The sequence below is a fragment of the Salinimonas profundi genome, from assembly GCF_014750655.1.
GTDB lineage: Bacteria > Pseudomonadota > Gammaproteobacteria > Enterobacterales > Alteromonadaceae > Alteromonas > Alteromonas profundi_A.
In genome coordinates this window covers 899,950-915,808 of record NZ_JABBXD010000001.1, presented here as the reverse complement: position 1 = coordinate 915,808, position 15,859 = coordinate 899,950, and the positions used below count along the sequence as shown (strand labels likewise).

At 46.9% G+C, this 15,859-nt stretch carries 16 protein-coding genes; 7 read left to right on the top strand and 9 right to left on the bottom strand.

The genetic code is table 11. The annotated features are described in order from the left end of the window. Positions 1 to 31: 31 nt before the first annotated feature. A complete protein-coding gene (locus tag HHX48_RS04010; RefSeq protein WP_191022402.1) occupies positions 32 to 859 on the bottom strand; it encodes a MipA/OmpV family protein in 828 nt (275 codons plus the stop codon). Positions 860 to 1,171: 312 nt separating this feature from the next. Between HHX48_RS04010 and HHX48_RS19015 the strand changes: the two genes are divergently transcribed. Together HHX48_RS19015 and HHX48_RS04000 are read left to right on the top strand one after the other, a co-directional pair. Then, positions 1,172 to 2,068, top strand: coding sequence for a LytTR family DNA-binding domain-containing protein (locus HHX48_RS19015; RefSeq protein ID WP_191022400.1), 897 nt, complete (start codon positions 1,172 to 1,174; stop codon positions 2,066 to 2,068). 266 nt (positions 2,069 to 2,334) lie between these two features. Beyond that, a complete protein-coding gene (locus tag HHX48_RS04000; protein WP_223857987.1) occupies positions 2,335 to 3,459 on the top strand; it encodes an alpha/beta hydrolase-fold protein in 1,125 nt (374 codons plus the stop codon). 322 nt (positions 3,460 to 3,781) lie between these two features. Here HHX48_RS04000 and HHX48_RS03995 read toward each other — a convergent pair whose 3' ends face one another. After that, positions 3,782 to 4,735: a GlxA family transcriptional regulator gene (locus tag HHX48_RS03995; protein WP_191022396.1), complete on the bottom strand. Its 954-nt coding sequence runs from the start codon at positions 4,733 to 4,735 to the stop codon at positions 3,782 to 3,784. Between the two features lie 113 nt (positions 4,736 to 4,848). Here HHX48_RS03995 and HHX48_RS03990 point away from each other — a divergent pair, with 113 nt between their 5' ends. Next, positions 4,849 to 5,478 (top strand): LysE family translocator, encoded by a 630-nt coding sequence (locus HHX48_RS03990; protein ID WP_191022394.1) that lies wholly within the window; start codon positions 4,849 to 4,851, stop codon positions 5,476 to 5,478. 64 nt (positions 5,479 to 5,542) lie between these two features. Here the strand turns inward: HHX48_RS03990 and HHX48_RS19125 are convergent, their stop codons facing one another. The 3 genes from HHX48_RS19125 to HHX48_RS03975 all read right to left on the bottom strand — a co-directional run bounded on the left by HHX48_RS19125 (position 5,543) and on the right by HHX48_RS03975 (position 7,478). After that, positions 5,543 to 5,728: a DUF4113 domain-containing protein gene (locus tag HHX48_RS19125; protein WP_191022392.1), complete on the bottom strand. Its 186-nt coding sequence runs from the start codon at positions 5,726 to 5,728 to the stop codon at positions 5,543 to 5,545. A gap of 502 nt (positions 5,729 to 6,230) precedes the next feature. Then, entirely contained in the window at positions 6,231 to 7,085 is an 855-nt protein-coding gene (locus tag HHX48_RS03980) for an SDR family oxidoreductase (protein ID WP_191022390.1), read from the bottom strand. A 42-nt stretch (positions 7,086 to 7,127) separates the two neighbouring features. Continuing rightward, positions 7,128 to 7,478 (bottom strand): DUF4345 family protein, encoded by a 351-nt coding sequence (locus tag HHX48_RS03975; protein WP_191022388.1) that lies wholly within the window; start codon positions 7,476 to 7,478, stop codon positions 7,128 to 7,130. Between the two features lie 883 nt (positions 7,479 to 8,361). Between HHX48_RS03975 and HHX48_RS03970 the strand changes: the two genes are divergently transcribed. Beyond that, entirely contained in the window at positions 8,362 to 9,522 is a 1,161-nt protein-coding gene (locus tag HHX48_RS03970; protein WP_191022386.1) for a PQQ-dependent sugar dehydrogenase, read from the top strand. Between the two features lie 210 nt (positions 9,523 to 9,732). Here the strand turns inward: HHX48_RS03970 and HHX48_RS03965 are convergent, their stop codons facing one another. Beyond that, entirely contained in the window at positions 9,733 to 11,136 is a 1,404-nt protein-coding gene (locus HHX48_RS03965; protein ID WP_191022384.1) for an App1 family protein, read from the bottom strand. 228 nt (positions 11,137 to 11,364) lie between these two features. On the opposite strand from HHX48_RS03965, the gene HHX48_RS03960 reads away from it, so the two are divergent. After that, positions 11,365 to 12,363, top strand: a complete 999-nt coding sequence (locus tag HHX48_RS03960; protein WP_191022382.1) for a substrate-binding domain-containing protein — start codon at positions 11,365 to 11,367, stop codon at positions 12,361 to 12,363. Between the two features lie 9 nt (positions 12,364 to 12,372). Here the strand turns inward: HHX48_RS03960 and HHX48_RS03955 are convergent, their stop codons facing one another. Then, positions 12,373 to 12,897, bottom strand: a complete 525-nt coding sequence (locus HHX48_RS03955) for a gluconokinase (RefSeq protein WP_191022380.1) — start codon at positions 12,895 to 12,897, stop codon at positions 12,373 to 12,375. 131 nt (positions 12,898 to 13,028) lie between these two features. Between HHX48_RS03955 and HHX48_RS03950 the strand changes: the two genes are divergently transcribed. Next, the gene (locus HHX48_RS03950) at positions 13,029 to 14,402 is read left to right on the top strand and encodes a GntP family permease (RefSeq protein WP_191022378.1); all 1,374 of its coding nucleotides are present in this window, start codon (positions 13,029 to 13,031) and stop codon (positions 14,400 to 14,402) included. Between the two features lie 162 nt (positions 14,403 to 14,564). Here the strand turns inward: HHX48_RS03950 and HHX48_RS18910 are convergent, their stop codons facing one another. Next, positions 14,565 to 14,699 carry a hypothetical protein gene (locus HHX48_RS18910; protein ID WP_263406908.1) on the bottom strand — a complete coding sequence of 45 codons (135 nt, stop codon included), beginning with the start codon at positions 14,697 to 14,699 and terminating at the stop codon, positions 14,565 to 14,567. An 82-nt stretch (positions 14,700 to 14,781) separates the two neighbouring features. Here HHX48_RS18910 and soxR point away from each other — a divergent pair, with 82 nt between their 5' ends. Next, positions 14,782 to 15,228: a redox-sensitive transcriptional activator SoxR gene (gene soxR, locus HHX48_RS03945; RefSeq protein WP_191022376.1), complete on the top strand. Its 447-nt coding sequence runs from the start codon at positions 14,782 to 14,784 to the stop codon at positions 15,226 to 15,228. A gap of 18 nt (positions 15,229 to 15,246) precedes the next feature. Here soxR and HHX48_RS03940 read toward each other — a convergent pair whose 3' ends face one another. Then, positions 15,247 to 15,813, bottom strand: a complete 567-nt coding sequence (locus tag HHX48_RS03940; protein WP_191022374.1) for a DUF924 family protein — start codon at positions 15,811 to 15,813, stop codon at positions 15,247 to 15,249. Between the last annotated feature and the right edge of the window lie 46 nt (positions 15,814 to 15,859).

The following is a 15,859-nucleotide window of genomic DNA, read 5'->3' as shown; positions in this document are numbered from 1 at the left end:
GAAGGCGCTGCTTACACCGTATCAGTCAAGATTAGAATATATAAATAACACCAACCCCCACTTCGGTCTCATAATCACTTCGGGCAATCGGGCTATCGCGAACGTCACTGCTGTAATATTCAAAGAGCGCTTCGCCGTATAACTGCCAGTTATCGGTTAAATAATGTCGGAAGCTATAATCAATGCCGAACGAACGTAATCCACTGTCTACAGTCGTCTCCGGTAAACCCGATGCCTGAGCCTGGGTAGCATTTATACCAAACCCTTTGTTAGCATATTCACTGTCGTGAAATACGGCGACCAGGTTCACTTCGTGACCGGTACCATCGACTTGATCTCCAAAGCGACGACCTACGCCAAAAAGGCCAAGATTGCCATCGCCTCCGGTGACAATCCGGCCGACCAGCCAATAGCGCCAGTCAGAAGTAAAAGCACGGCGCGCCTGAAGAACCAGCTCAAAACTTTCATCCTGATCGCCCAGGCCATCCAGATGACCATCATCGGAATCGCCTTCTTCCCGGCCTTCATCAAAGCCCAGCGCTCCTTCAAGTAACCAGTTATCGCTTACCCGTCCGCGCCAGCCAAGTGCTTCACCTGCGAAGTAGTAAATATGGTTGTCGTTTCGCCACTGTATGGCACCGGCAGGTTGTAATTCCAGCCCGAACTCATCAGAGCCTTCGTATGCCGTTTCATATTCAACACCTAAACCAAGCCCGAAGCTAAACCCATTCTGCCCCTTGGTAAAGTCGTCCAGGGACGGTAACGGCACCAGTGCGGCTTCACTGTTCTGTGCGAATGCTGACTGAACAGTGAGACAGCTGGAAATACAGAGAAGTGAAATAGCGAACGCCTTTCTCATGTTGCAATGACTCCTGCGTTATTAACATAATAATAGCTCTCGATAGCGTTAAGCATAGACCAACGGTTTGCTATCGCTTCTAAAGCATTCATGAACATCACTTAACAATACGAAAAACTACAGGTATGGAAGCGCGCTGACTATCAAAATTGTAGAGGCTGTCGATAATCTGCATGAACGGTACGTAAACATCGCCGTTTAATCATCTGCAGCTCATGAAAAAAAGCGGCAATTCGTACAATAAATGAATAAGTTTCAATGTGTTTGTTGTATAAATGGCGATGAGCCGAACTGGGGAGTTTTCGCGTGTTAGTGAGTGATACGGTATTAGGCAGAGCGCCTGTGAAAAGTGGTTTTGTGCTGACTGCGACGGGACTGACATTACTATTCACATTGATGGAGCCTGAATCCTCTGCTGCTCTTGGATTTTTTGAGCGGCTGATGTTTTGGGCGCTTCAGATTACTACCGCACTGCTTGGGCTGATGTTTGCCAGCTTTTTAGTCAGTCATATAGCCCACAAGCGGCTTCCTGTATCTGTGTCGTTATTTATTTCAGGGATTGTTGGGGCCGTTCTCGTCGCCCCCGTTTTTGCATCCATTGATTACTGGTTTCCGGGCCTGAAAGATGAGCCTGATGGCTGGCTTGATATGCTTGAGCAGCAAGGCCCAGCGTTTCATGTTGTGTCTGAATTTCTGGAGATTGCCCCTGGTCTGATTACGATTTGGTTCTTGATTAACATTCCCTTACTTTTGAACGTCACCTATAAGCTACCCACTGATTCCGATGATCCGCCGCCCCCTGAGCAGCCTCCATCAACGGCAAAGCAGGTCGATGTGCGGGAAAAACTAAGAAACGACTTCTATGAAAGGCTTCCCGAGGCGTTGAGTAAAGACATTGTTTCGATAAGCTCTGAGCTGCATTATGTAAACGTAAAGATGACAGACGGAAAGGCACTCATACTGGGCGCGCTCAATCAGATAGCAGAAGCATTGGATGATGACGGTGTACTAATACATCGCTCTCACTGGGTGCATAAAAAACACGTTGTTAGTGTGCATATTTCAGGTAGCCAGGCCTGGTGTGAAATGTCAAATGGTGAGCGACTGCCAATCAGCCGGAGCAAACGCAAGCTGGTTAAGTCCTATTTTGGAAATGAACCACGAAGAGACACGACAAAAGGCAAGGCCGGACTGACGCGGGTGAAATAAGAGTAAGTGGGACATCCAGTTTATGATTTGTCGCACTAAAACGTATAGTTATCACTAAATAGTGCCTAGATGGCTATCCTCAATTTTATTGAAACGAGGCTTTATAGCTAGCAACTAGGTTTGACACAAAAAAATTTTCTGTCAGTTTAAGTTACTGATACTCAGGATGTGAGCTTCACTACAACCATAATATTTGGGCTCACAATAAAAAGGAATTTTTAATGTACAATAAAGTGGTGTTAGTTTTTTTATGTATGGTTCTTTGCATGTCTATGCAAGCCAGCGCCAAAGTCCGGGGCAAGGCGAACATTATTGCGATTGATTCTGAGGTGCTAAATGAGACCAGAGAGTTGATGGTCCGTTTGCCTAATAATTATAATCGTTATACTAATAAATCTTATCCGGTTTTGTACTTATTGGATGGCCAAGGAAATTTCGCACACGCCGCAGGTACTCTTGACCTGTTGAATCAGTCAGGGATGGCACCTGAGATGATTATTGTCGCTATCAACAATACTCACCGAACCAGAGATTTTACGCCCACTTATGATGAAAGCTATAACGATTGGGGAATATCAGGCGGAGCAGACAACTTTATCACCTTCCTGGGGACCGAGCTGAAGCCTTATATTAAATCGCACTACCGGACTAATGGTTACGCCATACTCTCCGGTCATTCGTTAGGTGGACTATTATCCGTTTATGCCCTGCAATCCAGACCAGAACTGTTCCAGGCCTATTTTTCCTTCAGCCCCAGCTTGTGGTGGCACGATGAAGTCATTTTCAGCGACGCTGAAAAATTCTTCAGCCGCACCGATAAATTAAACAAGTACCTGTACATCAACATGGGTAATGAGGGTGGACAGATGCTAAGTGGATTTGAGCGCTATTCTGAGTTGCTTGAAAACAATCAGCGAAAAGGCTTAACGTTCGATACCGACCTCGATACATCGGAAGGGCACAATACGACAGCCCTGGCAGGAATGAGCATCGCGTACCAAAAGCAATTAGCATCGTTAAGGCCCACGCAGGATGTTGTCGAGGGAGGACTGACTGCGATAGACAAATATTACGAGAACCTTTCCAACGAATATGCGTTCACCGCCAAGCCGAGCTACCGAGCTTATAATCATGCAGGCTATAGTGCACTCCATAATGAGCAGTACGACACTGCTATTTCTATTTTTAAGAGCAACATTGCAAACTATCCGAACAAATCGGACGCTTATGACAGCCTGGCTGATGGTTATGAAGCAAAGGGAGCTTTGAATAAAGCGCTCGAAATGAGAAAGCAGGCTCTTGAATTAAGCTATAAAGAAAATGTTGAAAACAATGCGTTTAAAACCCGATTAAAAAATCTTGAAGAAAAGATTAAAGCGAATAAAGAGTAGACCTATGAGTCTCTTTGCTCACAATGAGATAACTTTTAGGTTGTGCGTTTAGGGCAACAAAGGGCCGTTTGCGAATACATTCATGATAGTCTGTTTTAGACAAAGAAGCGGACGTTCGATGGTTGAATATAGACTGCTGATTAGTGCCAATTTCGGCCACTCAGGTATAACTTGTTTCTGCCCAAAAATCATTTAGAGCTTATGCTCATAATACTTTCAGAAAAATGTACTTGCCCCAATTTTTATAATGAGTCAGAAATTGGATGGTGAAAGGTCGCTCGCTAGACACACATAGTCATCACTATATCGGGTCGCGGCGGCATTACCCTGGCGTCATTCCAAATCTTTTTTTAAATATTTTACACAAATAACTGGTATCCCTGACACCAACTTCATCTGCGAGTTGCGCAAGGTCATGGCCAGAATGGGTCAATCGCCAGTAGACATGTTGTAATCGTAACTCTTGCCAATAATGACGCGCGGAAACACCGAGCTTTTGCTGAAATAAGCGGTCCAATTGACGTCGACTAATGCCAATGAGCGAAGCAACCTGTTCTACGGTTATTGTCTGTTCTAAGTTTTCTTGCATCAAAGAAACCGCTCTATCCATATGACGATTCCTGTATAGTCCTTGCTCTGACGATTTCAGGCGGTGTTGCATACTGCGATTTTCATCAACCAGCATATCCGCTAAGCCTTTTTCTGCTCTCGTCTGACCAACATGGTTTTGCAAAATTGCCACTGCAAGATCGATAGCTGCGCTTCCACCAGTACAACTGATCAGCTTGCGATCAAAATGATAAAGCTGTTCATCTCTTACGACTACTTTCGGATAAGTCGCTTTGAATTCACTGTGATGTCGCCAATGAACCACGACTTGATGACGATCTAGTAGCCCCAACTCTGCAAGGGTAAAGCAAGCATTATCGATGCTTACTATTGGTATTCTTTTGGCGGCAACGGTCCGAATAAAAGAGCGGTAACAAGCTGCCTGTTGCTGTGATTCAATCGCAGTGCGACTACCAAAGAACACCACATAGTCAAAATTCCCGAGCTGCACCTCACTAGGTTCGAGGTCTACATTTATTGGGATACCACTACTAGAAAAAACTAATCCCTTGGTGTGAGATAAAATTTTCCATGAACAATACCGCTGTTGACTGTTATCGGCTTCATCTGCTGAAAAACGAAGTTTATCCAAGAAGCCACCAAACGGCAGCATGTTAAAACTATTTAGAGGTATCAATAGAAAGCGGACACCATTATCACCATTCATTCGTCGCGCATCCTTTGTCTAAATAGTCGTATTTTACGACCAGATAATACCACAAATAATGTTAAAGCTGAGAGATACTGTCCCAATTCAGTTTCTCAATTATTTGGTGAGTTATGACGTTTGAAATTTGGTGTGTATTTGCTTTATCTGCTTTAGGGCTTGCTTGTGTTCCAGACCCTAATTCACTACTGGCACTGAGCCATGGTGCACGATTTGGTTGGAAAAAAACAATTTGGACGATATGTGGAGGTATTAGTGGCTTCTTCATATTGATCACGATAGCAATGCTCGGATTAGGCACGCTACTAGAGACCAATCCTGAACTAATGATTGGTCTTCAATGGCTGGGCGCATTATACCTCGCATGGTTAGGTTTCAATTTGTTTTTCGCGTCTTCAAGTAGCATAGAGCAAACAACATTGGTTTCTACTTTGCCTAAAGACCTATTTAAACAAGGCTATTTGGCAGCATTGTCTAACCCGAAAGTCTTGCTATTTTTTACTGCATTTTTAGCTCAGTTTATAAACCCAGACGAGGCATTTATTCCGCAGTTTCTGGTGATAACAGTGAGCTTTCTTTGCATCGAGTTCGCCGTAGAGTTTAGCGTGGCGAGATTAGCTTATAGGGTTAAAACGCTACTTTTGGACAATGGGCGAATTTTTAATCAGTGTTGTGGTGCGCTATTCTTGCTATTAGCTGTAATGGCTATTGTGAATAGCAAAGCTGGTCTTTTGGGGGATTAGCTTTGTCTACTGGTGTCAATGTCCGAATTACGTACATAGCGGACCCACAAACTCCATATAGTCTTCAACAGACAACCCGCAGTATATTGCGCCACCTGGTCGTCGCACGCTTTGACAGAAACTCGCGCTTTATATCGAACTTTTGTTCTATGCCCCGGCTGTTGAATTGCAGTGTATGTTGGCTGTATCGTGCACTGATACTATCGAGCCTCTTGACCAGACAGGGATGATCCCGGCTGCCGGCAAACAAATCGTGTTGCTGATAGTGGCTATCCTATAAATCTACCAAACCAAAGCCACATTTATAATGTTGGGTACCCGACTAAAAAGTTGGGCCGGAGCCACAGAAATCGCGGTTAACATAACTTGGTATCACAGGTGCGACGTCAAACTGGTATAAACCGATTTTCAGAAGGAGTGAGCATTATCGTGAGGCAATGAAGCGGCGAATATGACTATGCCGGCGCACCAGCTGTTTTGCTCTCGCACTTTTCTTGACGCGCTTTCATCATGTCCGGATACGGCGTTTTACAATTTGACAGGGTATGTTACGCGCTCACTAAAGCTGAGCGTACTGTAAACTTCCTTTTTGGCAGGCCTGATAGTATCCCACTGATATCAGGCCTCTCTTTTAAGCTACCTAACAGTATTTTCCATCAAAATGGGAAAGTCCTTGCGGATTTTATTTGCGAGCTGTTCTGCCAGTTGCCAGCTTTTTAGTCAGCACAATTAAAGTGTGTTGATTTAGTTTGCTAACCGTCTTCTTTAATATCAAATTTCTTCGCAAATATCTTGTCGACAAGACGCTCTGGTAGCATAGTGGGCAGAGTATAGTTGATGAGCTTATTCGGTACAGGTGCATAACGTGCTTTAGGTTTCTCAGCGGTCATAGCCTCATAAACCACATCGGCAATTTCTGCCGTTTCGAGTCCGTCCTCTCCTCCTTCTATCATCACATCCAGGAAGGTTTTAAGTGAGTCCTTCCACGCGCTGTCTTTATATTGCTCTGCAGCATTTGCTTCCTTTGCTTTCTTCCAGATTGGCGTTTTAACACTGCCTGGACCAATTGAAATTGAATCTATACCGTACACCATCAACTCACGACGCAAACTGTCTGTGATGCTTTCCATCGCGTGTTTGCTGGCGGTATAAGCGCCCAGAAACGGTGATGGCAGTTCACCGCCGACACTGGTTATGTTGATAATGCGTCCGGGATCGCCATTGCGGCTCTTATCCGTGCCTAACAGGGGGAGAAAAGCCTGAGCCATTCGCAGTCCGCCAAAGGCATTGACTTCAAAATGCTGTATAAATTCGTCGATATCCTGTAAAGCCAGAGGGCCGAGTTTGGCAATTCCTGCATTATTTACGAGTCCGCCGAGTGTTTGCCCGTCCAGTTTTTCAGAAACGAAGTCTACCGCCGCCTTAATTTGTTCTGGCTTTGATACATCCAGAAAAACAGGCTGTATCTGAGGTTCTTTTTCAGTAAGGTTTTTCGCATCGTCCTCGTTGCGAACGCCGGCAAATACTAACCATCCTTCTCGCGCAAACTTAATGGATATGGATTCACCGAGTCCTGAAGATGCACCTGTAATAATGATTGATTTCATATGACCTTCTGTTTATCAGGAAGTTGAGTTAAATTTAGATATTCACAGATTTGCTGCCAGCAAATATATCGCCAGACCGACTTCTGCACTGAAATAGCCCCAACTTTGTTTCGAGCTGGCGTTGTTGAACAGAATTCCGGTAATTCGGCCAACTGCGGCGCCTGCATAAAGAAAACCGACCATCGCGAAGGCTGCAGGGAGGGATAAAAATAATGCCCCAAGACCGGCACCAACAAATAAAGCGCCGTTTGCCGCCCGGATTTCGGTATAGCCCATGTTGCTGCCGTCTGGTCTGAGACCAAGTTGCTTCATGGTAAAGTCCGGAGCGAGGAATCCTACCAGTCCCAGGGCGATAGTAAGCACCATTGCAATAATGTTAAGCGTGTCGATCATGATTTCCCCAAAGTAACTAACTGGTTGATGTGAAAGGTCTGCCAGACTCCCAAAGAGCTGAAGTCGTACCACGCTTCAGTGCAACTCAATGGCAGAATGCAGGGAGTCAGACTTGATTGAGTAAACGTTGTTGATAAAACGCCGACATGATTGTTACTACGATTTACCCCGGCAAGATTATTCAGGAAGGTTATAAGAGGGGGCCTGGAGGGTTAAATATGTTTAATTGGGGCATTTGGTCAGTGGGACAAAGCGCGTCGGAAGAGGCTCTTGGCCTCTTGCCGGTACCGGTAGCCAGCCTGACAGCTTGGGCATACATATCCGGCTGACCGGGGGCATAATGAATTTCATACAGCCTCGGAAAACGAAAACGCCAATGTCAGTTATGTCAGCGTAATGCGAGTGACCAGGTCGGCTAATAGCAGTTCACCCATACGGATTCATAGTATGAAATCGAGTATGTTCAAGAAGTGGCGGCTATCTTCATCCTGTGTGTTTCGGCTTAAATACATTCTCCATGTCTGCCTATTCAGACGCCTTATCGGATAAGCAAGATAGGACACTTTTAGCATTGTCGAGGGAAGGTTAACGTGTGCTGTAAGTACAAAGTTGTTGTTTAAATTACAACCGTTAAACAATAGCTTGTGGCTCTTGACCGACTAATCCTTTCCGATTTTTCTAGCGATGCGAGAAATCAACACCCTGACACTATTTTGATAGCTCTACACTTAACCCATTGACCAACCAGTAAATGCCCGCGCTGCCTACCATATTAGTTTGAGCTTTAGCGCGAAAAGCGCGTAGTACTAATATTATTTACTATTTGCGTGTACCACTTTCGTGTGGCGTGGGTAACGCAAACGTCAAAAAGGGTAGATTCAGTATGCGACAAAAAGTAGCTTTATTTCTGACGCTGGCCGCAACATCGTTTGTTACTGTGGCGCAGTCCGAATCATCAGAGCAGATTGAGATGAAAGGCAGCAATGGTGCTTCGCTGACGGGCAGTGTTATGGCGTCATTTGACCAGCCCTGGGCGATGACATTTTTGCCCGATGGCCATAGTCTGGTGACTGAAAAGACAGGCAAGCTGTGGCTGCTTGATAAAAATCAGCAAAAGCGCTTTTCAGTTGAAAATGTTCCTGATGTCACACCCCGTGGTCAGGGCGGATTGGGTGATGTCATCATCCATCCTGAATTTGAATCAAACAATACTATATACATTTCTTATATAGAACGCGATCCGCAAAACGATGAATTCAGTGGCGCCGTTATTGAGCGCGCAACGCTGAGCATTTCTGATAGCAATGCAAGCTTATCAGAACGAGAAATCATCTGGCGTCAGGCACCTAAAATGACCGGAAACGGGCACTATTCCCATCGTATGGCGTTTTCGCCTGATGGTTACCTGTTTATCACTTCCGGCGACAGACAAAAATTTACGCCGGCTCAGAACATGGCGATGAACCTGGGCAAAGTCCTGCGCCTGAATGAAGATGGTAGCGCGCCTGAAGATAACCCGTTTTTCGGAAATGGCAGTGTTGCTGACCAGATTTGGACGCTGGGCCATCGCAATCCCCTTGGCATCGACTTTGACGAAAAAGGCAATCTATGGACGCATGAGATGGGTCCCAAGCATGGCGATGAGCTCAATATCATTGAAAGAGGTCGTAATTATGGCTATCCGATGGTATCGCAAGGCGATCATTATTCGGGTGTAAAAATACCTAACCATGAAGATTACCCCGTCTTTAAAGAGCCAGAACTCGCCTGGGTACCTGCTATCAGCCCTGCAGGTTTCATTATTTACAAAGGTGATAAATTCAGCGACTGGACAGGTAACGGCTTTATTGGCGGCTTATCTTCAAAGGCGCTTGTTCGCGTTACATTCAATAAGAATGACGAAGATAGCTGGCAGGCTGAAGAAGCAGAACGCTACGAGTGGGGCAAGCGCGTCCGCGAAGTGGAGCAGGATGGCATGGGCAATATCTATGTGCTTGAGGATAAAGAGGGCGGCCGCCTGATAAAGCTTCAGCGCAATAAATAGCTTTGCGCACTGGTTGCTGCCTACAGAATAAAATACGAGATTTTAATTCTGCAGGCAGCACGCATTATCTGTTTTATAAACGGTCACGTCAGTCTTATCGCTTGGCAATTTTCACAGTAGCAATACATTGTGTGACAGCAGAGTCATTGGTGAATCGTTCCCTGTTCAAAGCAGGTTAAGCGCTAATATTTTTTGAGTGAAGAGCGCGTTTTACTCTGCATTCATTTGCGACCGCGCTTCAGCCACATCCTCCTTGACCTCCTGCTCGGATTTTTCCGTTACCAGATTAAGTGACGCTGCATGCGAGGCGGCCTCTGCAGCATCCTCAATAAACGTAAATGGTACATTATGATCAGCAAATTTATCGGCGGCAGTATTTAATTTTTCTGAGCGTGATGCGGGTTTCAGGTCACGAATATACACGGCGGCAATCCTGTCAGGATACATTTTGACTATCTCAAGATAGGCATACACATCATGCTGGCCAGAGTCCCCAATCAGTACCAGTTTTAATTCCGGGTAGGTATTGAGGATTGCCTCTATACGCTCTTTTTTATAGCCTTCATGACCACTTTTAAACCAGCGATCTTCGCGCAAACCAAAGTCTTTTAGTAATACAGGCCCCTTAGGTAACTCATGTATTGCAATAAACTCTGCGATTAAATCATAAATATTCCAGGGGCTGCTGGACACATAAAAGAAAGGATTGTTGGCGTGTCCTGACGCGCCTCGTTGCAGAGCTGAATAGAATTCTGCCGTACCAGGAAACAGCTCGCGGCTGTGGGCGTTGTTTAGTAACACGGTTTTCGTATGACGAAGAAAATTGGTTGCCCCGGTTCGCATGATGGTATCGTCAACGTCGCTGACTACGCCAAACTCTGCGCTATCTGCCGGCACTGAGACTTCAGCAATGCTCTGTTCCTCGGCCCTGGGAAGTTCTGGATCAACAGTTTGCAGAGTGAGTTGTGTCCAGGGCTGCTGCACGTTGTCTGCCTCCGGTTTCTTCCATTGATAGTGAAAGTAACCGTCAGCGTCAGTAGTCACCGTGCGTTCTTCGTCTCCAAGCGCTAGTGTAATATCGGTAAAGGGAATTTCATCGCTTTGATAACGTCGCAGCATATGCACCAGATTTTTCCACCGACTATCATCAAGCCCTCCCTGCACGCCTTTGGCTTCCAGCAACCTGCCGGCCACCCACAATTCATCGGCTGTGCCGTAAGTCATGTAGGGTTGCACAACAACCGGTGAGTAACCGTACCAGCGCTTATAACGATGTCTTAATCGATCGATTCGTCTTTCCAGGCGATGTATCCATTTGCGTGTGGTTTTTTGCATGGTCATCCTTTCAAGATTCTGGTGCAAACGTTTTTGTGACGTCGCCTTAGGCTCATAGTTTATCTGGCTGTTTCTGCCGCCGCGTGTGTGGCACCCATGATGACGATAATTTACCTTTGCGTTTAATATGACAAAAATGCCGACTAGGATTGCTTTTTCATACCAGCGGGTAGAATCCTTTGCAAAAATGCGATCCAAGCCACTGGTAACCATCATTGTCACAGGCAGGAAGGTCCAACGGCACCAGGCGCGGTAGGCAAAGCTGATGAGTATTTTCATAACAAAAGTTAGCTGAGCACTTTTGTGGATTGATTCACGGGCATACAAAGAAAACATTTTTCATGGTGACGCAATGTTTGATTCGTCAACACACGCATCGCAATTGACGCAACTTTGCCTGCTCAGGTTTGCAACAATGAGCGTGAAAATATCAAACTGGCACTGATATATATTCTGACGTTAAGGTATGATGTTACAAGTAACATCACGCAGCCAGCGGCGTCCTTAATGAGTAAACTTAAACGCGTAACCTTACAACAAATTGCTGACACTGTTGGCGTTACCAAAATGACCGTGTCGCGCTACTTACGTCACCCGGACACGGTGGCCGCCCCAACGGGTGCCCGAATCAGCGCTGCGATTGATACACTGGGCTATATTCAAAATCGTGCACCCTCTATGTTGTCCCGTTCTTCAAGCAAAGCCATTGGTATTGTGATCCCCTCGCTGTCGAATCAGGTTTTTTCAGCCCTGGTACAGGGAATAGAGTCGGTGACCCGAGAGTACGGCTATGACACTTTGCTGGCGCATACCGGTTACGATGAGCAAGAAGAGCAGCACAGGATTGCCGCTCTGCTGTCTTATCAGATAGATGGCATAATTCTGACCGAAACCCACCATACCCATAAAACACGCCAGATGTTGATGCAGGCGGGAATCCCGATCGTTGAATCGATGGAGTTACCGGCCTCGCCACTGGATATGGCGGTGGGGCTGGACCATCAGGAGGCTGCAAAACAAGCGACGCAGAGACTGTTAACCAACGGGTGTCGAGCGCCGGTCTATTTTGCCGCCAGAATGGATACGCGCACTCTTCTTCGTCAGGCGGGATACGAACAGGCCATGGATGAGGCCGGGCTTGATCCTGTTACCATAGAAATGGCCGGCGCATCAGATTTCTCCGCCGGACGCAGACTTATGGCAAAAGCGATGTCTGTCTGTCCGGCCATGGACGGAGCGTTGTGTACCAACGATGACCTGGCCATTGGTGCTTTATTCTGGTGCCGCGACCAGCAGATCTCCGTGCCGGAACAAATGAAAATAATTGGTTATAACGGACTTGATATCGGGCAGGCTGTGTCGCCTGCACTAACCAGTGTGATAACCCCGCGATACCAAATTGGTGAAATCAGTGCCCGCTATTTGCTGGACGCAATAACGGGCAAACGTGCCGGGGCCGTCAGGCATGATGTTGGTTTTTCTTTTACAAACGGCGCCACCGGCTAAAATTTCGCACTACTTCGTCAATAATCCCGATATAGTCAGTGCCTGTCGGATGCTATTTACGATCTCATCAACAGCAGGTTCAGCAGAAATCGTAAGCACGTCTGCCTCCTGTTCGGAAGGTCGTTCAAGAGTCGCGAACTGACTGTCCAACATGCCTGGTTTCATAAAATGACCCTGGCGCTGCATCATGCGCTTGGTGATCATTGTCTGATCGCCCTCAAGAAATACAAACACAAGGTTTGAATTATCTTGCCTGATAGCATCTCTGTAGGCCTTTTTTAATGCTGAGCAAACGATCACGCCGCCTTCATTTTTATGCGTAAAGCTAAAGGCGGCGTCATTAATCCGCTGTAACCAGGGCGCTCTGTCATCATCATTGAGAGGTTCTGCACGGGCCATCTTTTCAATATTAGCGCGAGGGTGCAGATCGTCACCATCAATAAATTTTATATTTAGTGCCCGGGCGAGCGCAGCGCCGACAGTGCTTTTACCTGAGCCGCTCACGCCCATCACAATAATGCTTAATGCTGCCATAGCTGTCCCTTTCCGCCTATTCCCGTAAATTTAGGGTAGGCTGTTAAAAATATGTTTACGTGACAAATGTTATCGGTAACATGTTACCGGTAACGACAATGTTTGTGAATAACTAAAAAACAGGACATTTTATGGATGCTGTGACCTACGCCGCTGACCCTGCATTTTTACTGGCAACAGGCGCCGGCGCTATTGTAGTGTTAATGCTGCTTATTATCCGGTTTAAAGTGCATGCCTTTGCAGCCCTGACTCTGGTGAGTCTGCTTACCGCTCTGGTTGCCGGCGTTGCTACGGACAAAGTGGTGCCGGTCATGATGTCCGGCTTTGGCTCTACGCTTGCGGCGGTGGCGCTGCTGGTTGGTTTGGGCAGTATGATTGGAAAAATTCTGGAGGAGACGGGCGGCGCCAGGGTTTTGGCCGACACGTTGATAAATCGCTTCGGTGAAGCGCGTGCACCATTTGCGCTGGGTGTCGCATCGTTGATGTTCGGCTTTCCCATTTTCTTTGATGCCGGCCTGATTGTATTAATGCCGATATTGCTTAGCGTCGCGCGCAGGGTAAAGGGTTCAGTACTGCATTTTGCACTTCCGGTGGCTGGCGCCTTTGCCGTGATGCACGCATTTGTTCCTCCGCATCCTGGTCCTGTTGCTGCGTCAGATTTATTGGGTGCCGATATTGGTTTGCTGCTGGTTGTGGGTTTACCGCTGGCGGTCATAACCTGGTATGTCGGCGCGTATTTATATAGTCGCTACGCCGGCAATAAATTTATATTGCCGGTTCCTGCACTTTACCAGTCAACGGATGATGAGGTAATCGATAACCCCCCTTCGTTTGCCATGGTCATGACCGTTTTACTGGTACCCGTGTGTTTAATTTTTTTAGATACCGGTCTTAACAGCTTACAGGTAGCGGGCTATATCGGTGATGACCTGGCCTGGGTGGACACGCTTCGCATGTTAGGCAATACACCGGTAGCGTTACTCCTTACATTGCTATTGTGCCTGGCGCTGTTTACGCGTCGGTTTGGCAAAGTCAAAATGGAAAAGCTGTGTACCGATTCGCTGGCGCCCATCTGTGCGGTAATTCTGGTGACCGGTGCCGGTGGCATGTTTGGTGGTGTACTGCGTAGCAGCGGGATAGGTGATGCACTGGCAAACTTGCTCTCGGCATCAGGCATGCCGGTTATTGTAGCTGCGTTTGTTATTTCAACCTGTTTGCGGGTGGCGCAGGGATCGGCCACTGTGGCGCTTACGACAACAGCATCACTGATGGCTCCGGTGGTCAGCGCCACCAGTGGTTTATCAGAGCTCGATCTGTGCTTTATTGTTATTGCCATTGCTGGTGGTGCCACGGTGCTGTCACACTTTAACGACTCTGGCTTCTGGCTGGTTTCAAGGTTGCTGGGAATGGATGAAAAAACCACTCTGAAAACCTGGACGGTCATGGAAACCCTCCTTGGCAGTATTGCATTTTTACTGGCAGCAGGTTTATCGCTGATATTTTAGTCTGATGTTGGTGATACATCGCAGCACGTTTGTGCAACAACGTGCTGCGTCGACTGTTACCAGTTTTCGCGACTTAGCAGATGGTTCCGGTCTGCATGATGGTGTCGTCACGTTGCCTGAGGCTCGAGGTACCACCGCTACAATAGCTGTGAAAGGCTGTTTTTATTTCATTGCCATGGTGCCGTTCATCAGCGCCTGCCATTGTTTCACAAATGCCTGCCAACGAGTTGAAATAAAAGATTTGCGCTGTGATTTTGGGTTCTGAGTTTTCGAATTTCTGTACGTTACCGCATCCATAGGTTGCTCCTTCATGAGTGTTTTACACAAGACACGGAACATGCTAAAACCTCAAGTAAACTTGAGGTAAAGGCTTTTTTTTATGGCGGAATTATCGGTAGGACAAGTGGCCAGTCGCTGCGGTGTCAAGGTATCAACGCTACACTTTTATGAAACCAAAGGACTTATTTTTAGTAGTCGCAATGCGGGTAATCAGCGTCGTTTCGGCAGAGACACAATGCGACGTGTCTCGCTGATTAAGGCTGCCCAGCAACTTGGTGTATCACTGGATGAGATCCAGCACGCGTTCGCCTCGCTGCCCAGTTACACTGCACCAACACAGGCACAGTGGCAGTCGATGGCAACAGGCTGGCAGATCCGGCTGAATGAAAGAATTAAGCGTCTGCAGGCGCTAAGTGACTCTTTGACAGGTTGTATCGGGTGCGGGTGTCTGTCGATGAAAAATTGCCCCCTGTATAACAGTCAGGACAAGCTTGGAAAAGTGGGCTCAGGCCCTGTTTTGTTGCAGCGAAAAGCCGGGCAGCAGTAGACAACGGGACGTGTTAACTCACAGGGCAAGAGAAGGATTCGTCAAAAATGCTTTTTCTTCGTCAGTGGAAGTGCGTCCCAGAACCTGATTTCTATGTGGGTAGCGCCCGAATTTCAATAAGATATCACGGTGCTTTATTTCATAATCCATTTGCTGTTCCAGACCGTCTACATCAAACAACTCCATCGCAACATCGTGAACCTCAAGCGATTCACTGTGCATAAACGGCATGTAAAGGAAGGTGACTTCCTGCGCAGTAAGAGCACGGTCCGCTCCGGCTGCTACCGCTTCCTGGGCTAACACCAGGGCTGCGATATCGCAATGAAACGCAGCCGGTTGGTTACGATAAATATTTCTGGAAAACTGGTCCAGCACAATAATTTCAGCAAGACGTCCGTGGGGCGTTGCCCGCCATGGCCACATTTCCCCGCGGGCGGCAGCCTGGTGAAGGGCACCGAAACGGGAACGGATAATGTTGTCCAGCCCTTCGTCGGGGGCGAACCATTGCTCAGGCTCAATTTCATCAAACCAGAATGATAATACTTCGGTAGCCGCTTCCATGGTCACTAATGGCGCTGCATCCATTAACTTTACCCTTATCGCTGTAATTATGTGCGTATGCGTGAAAATA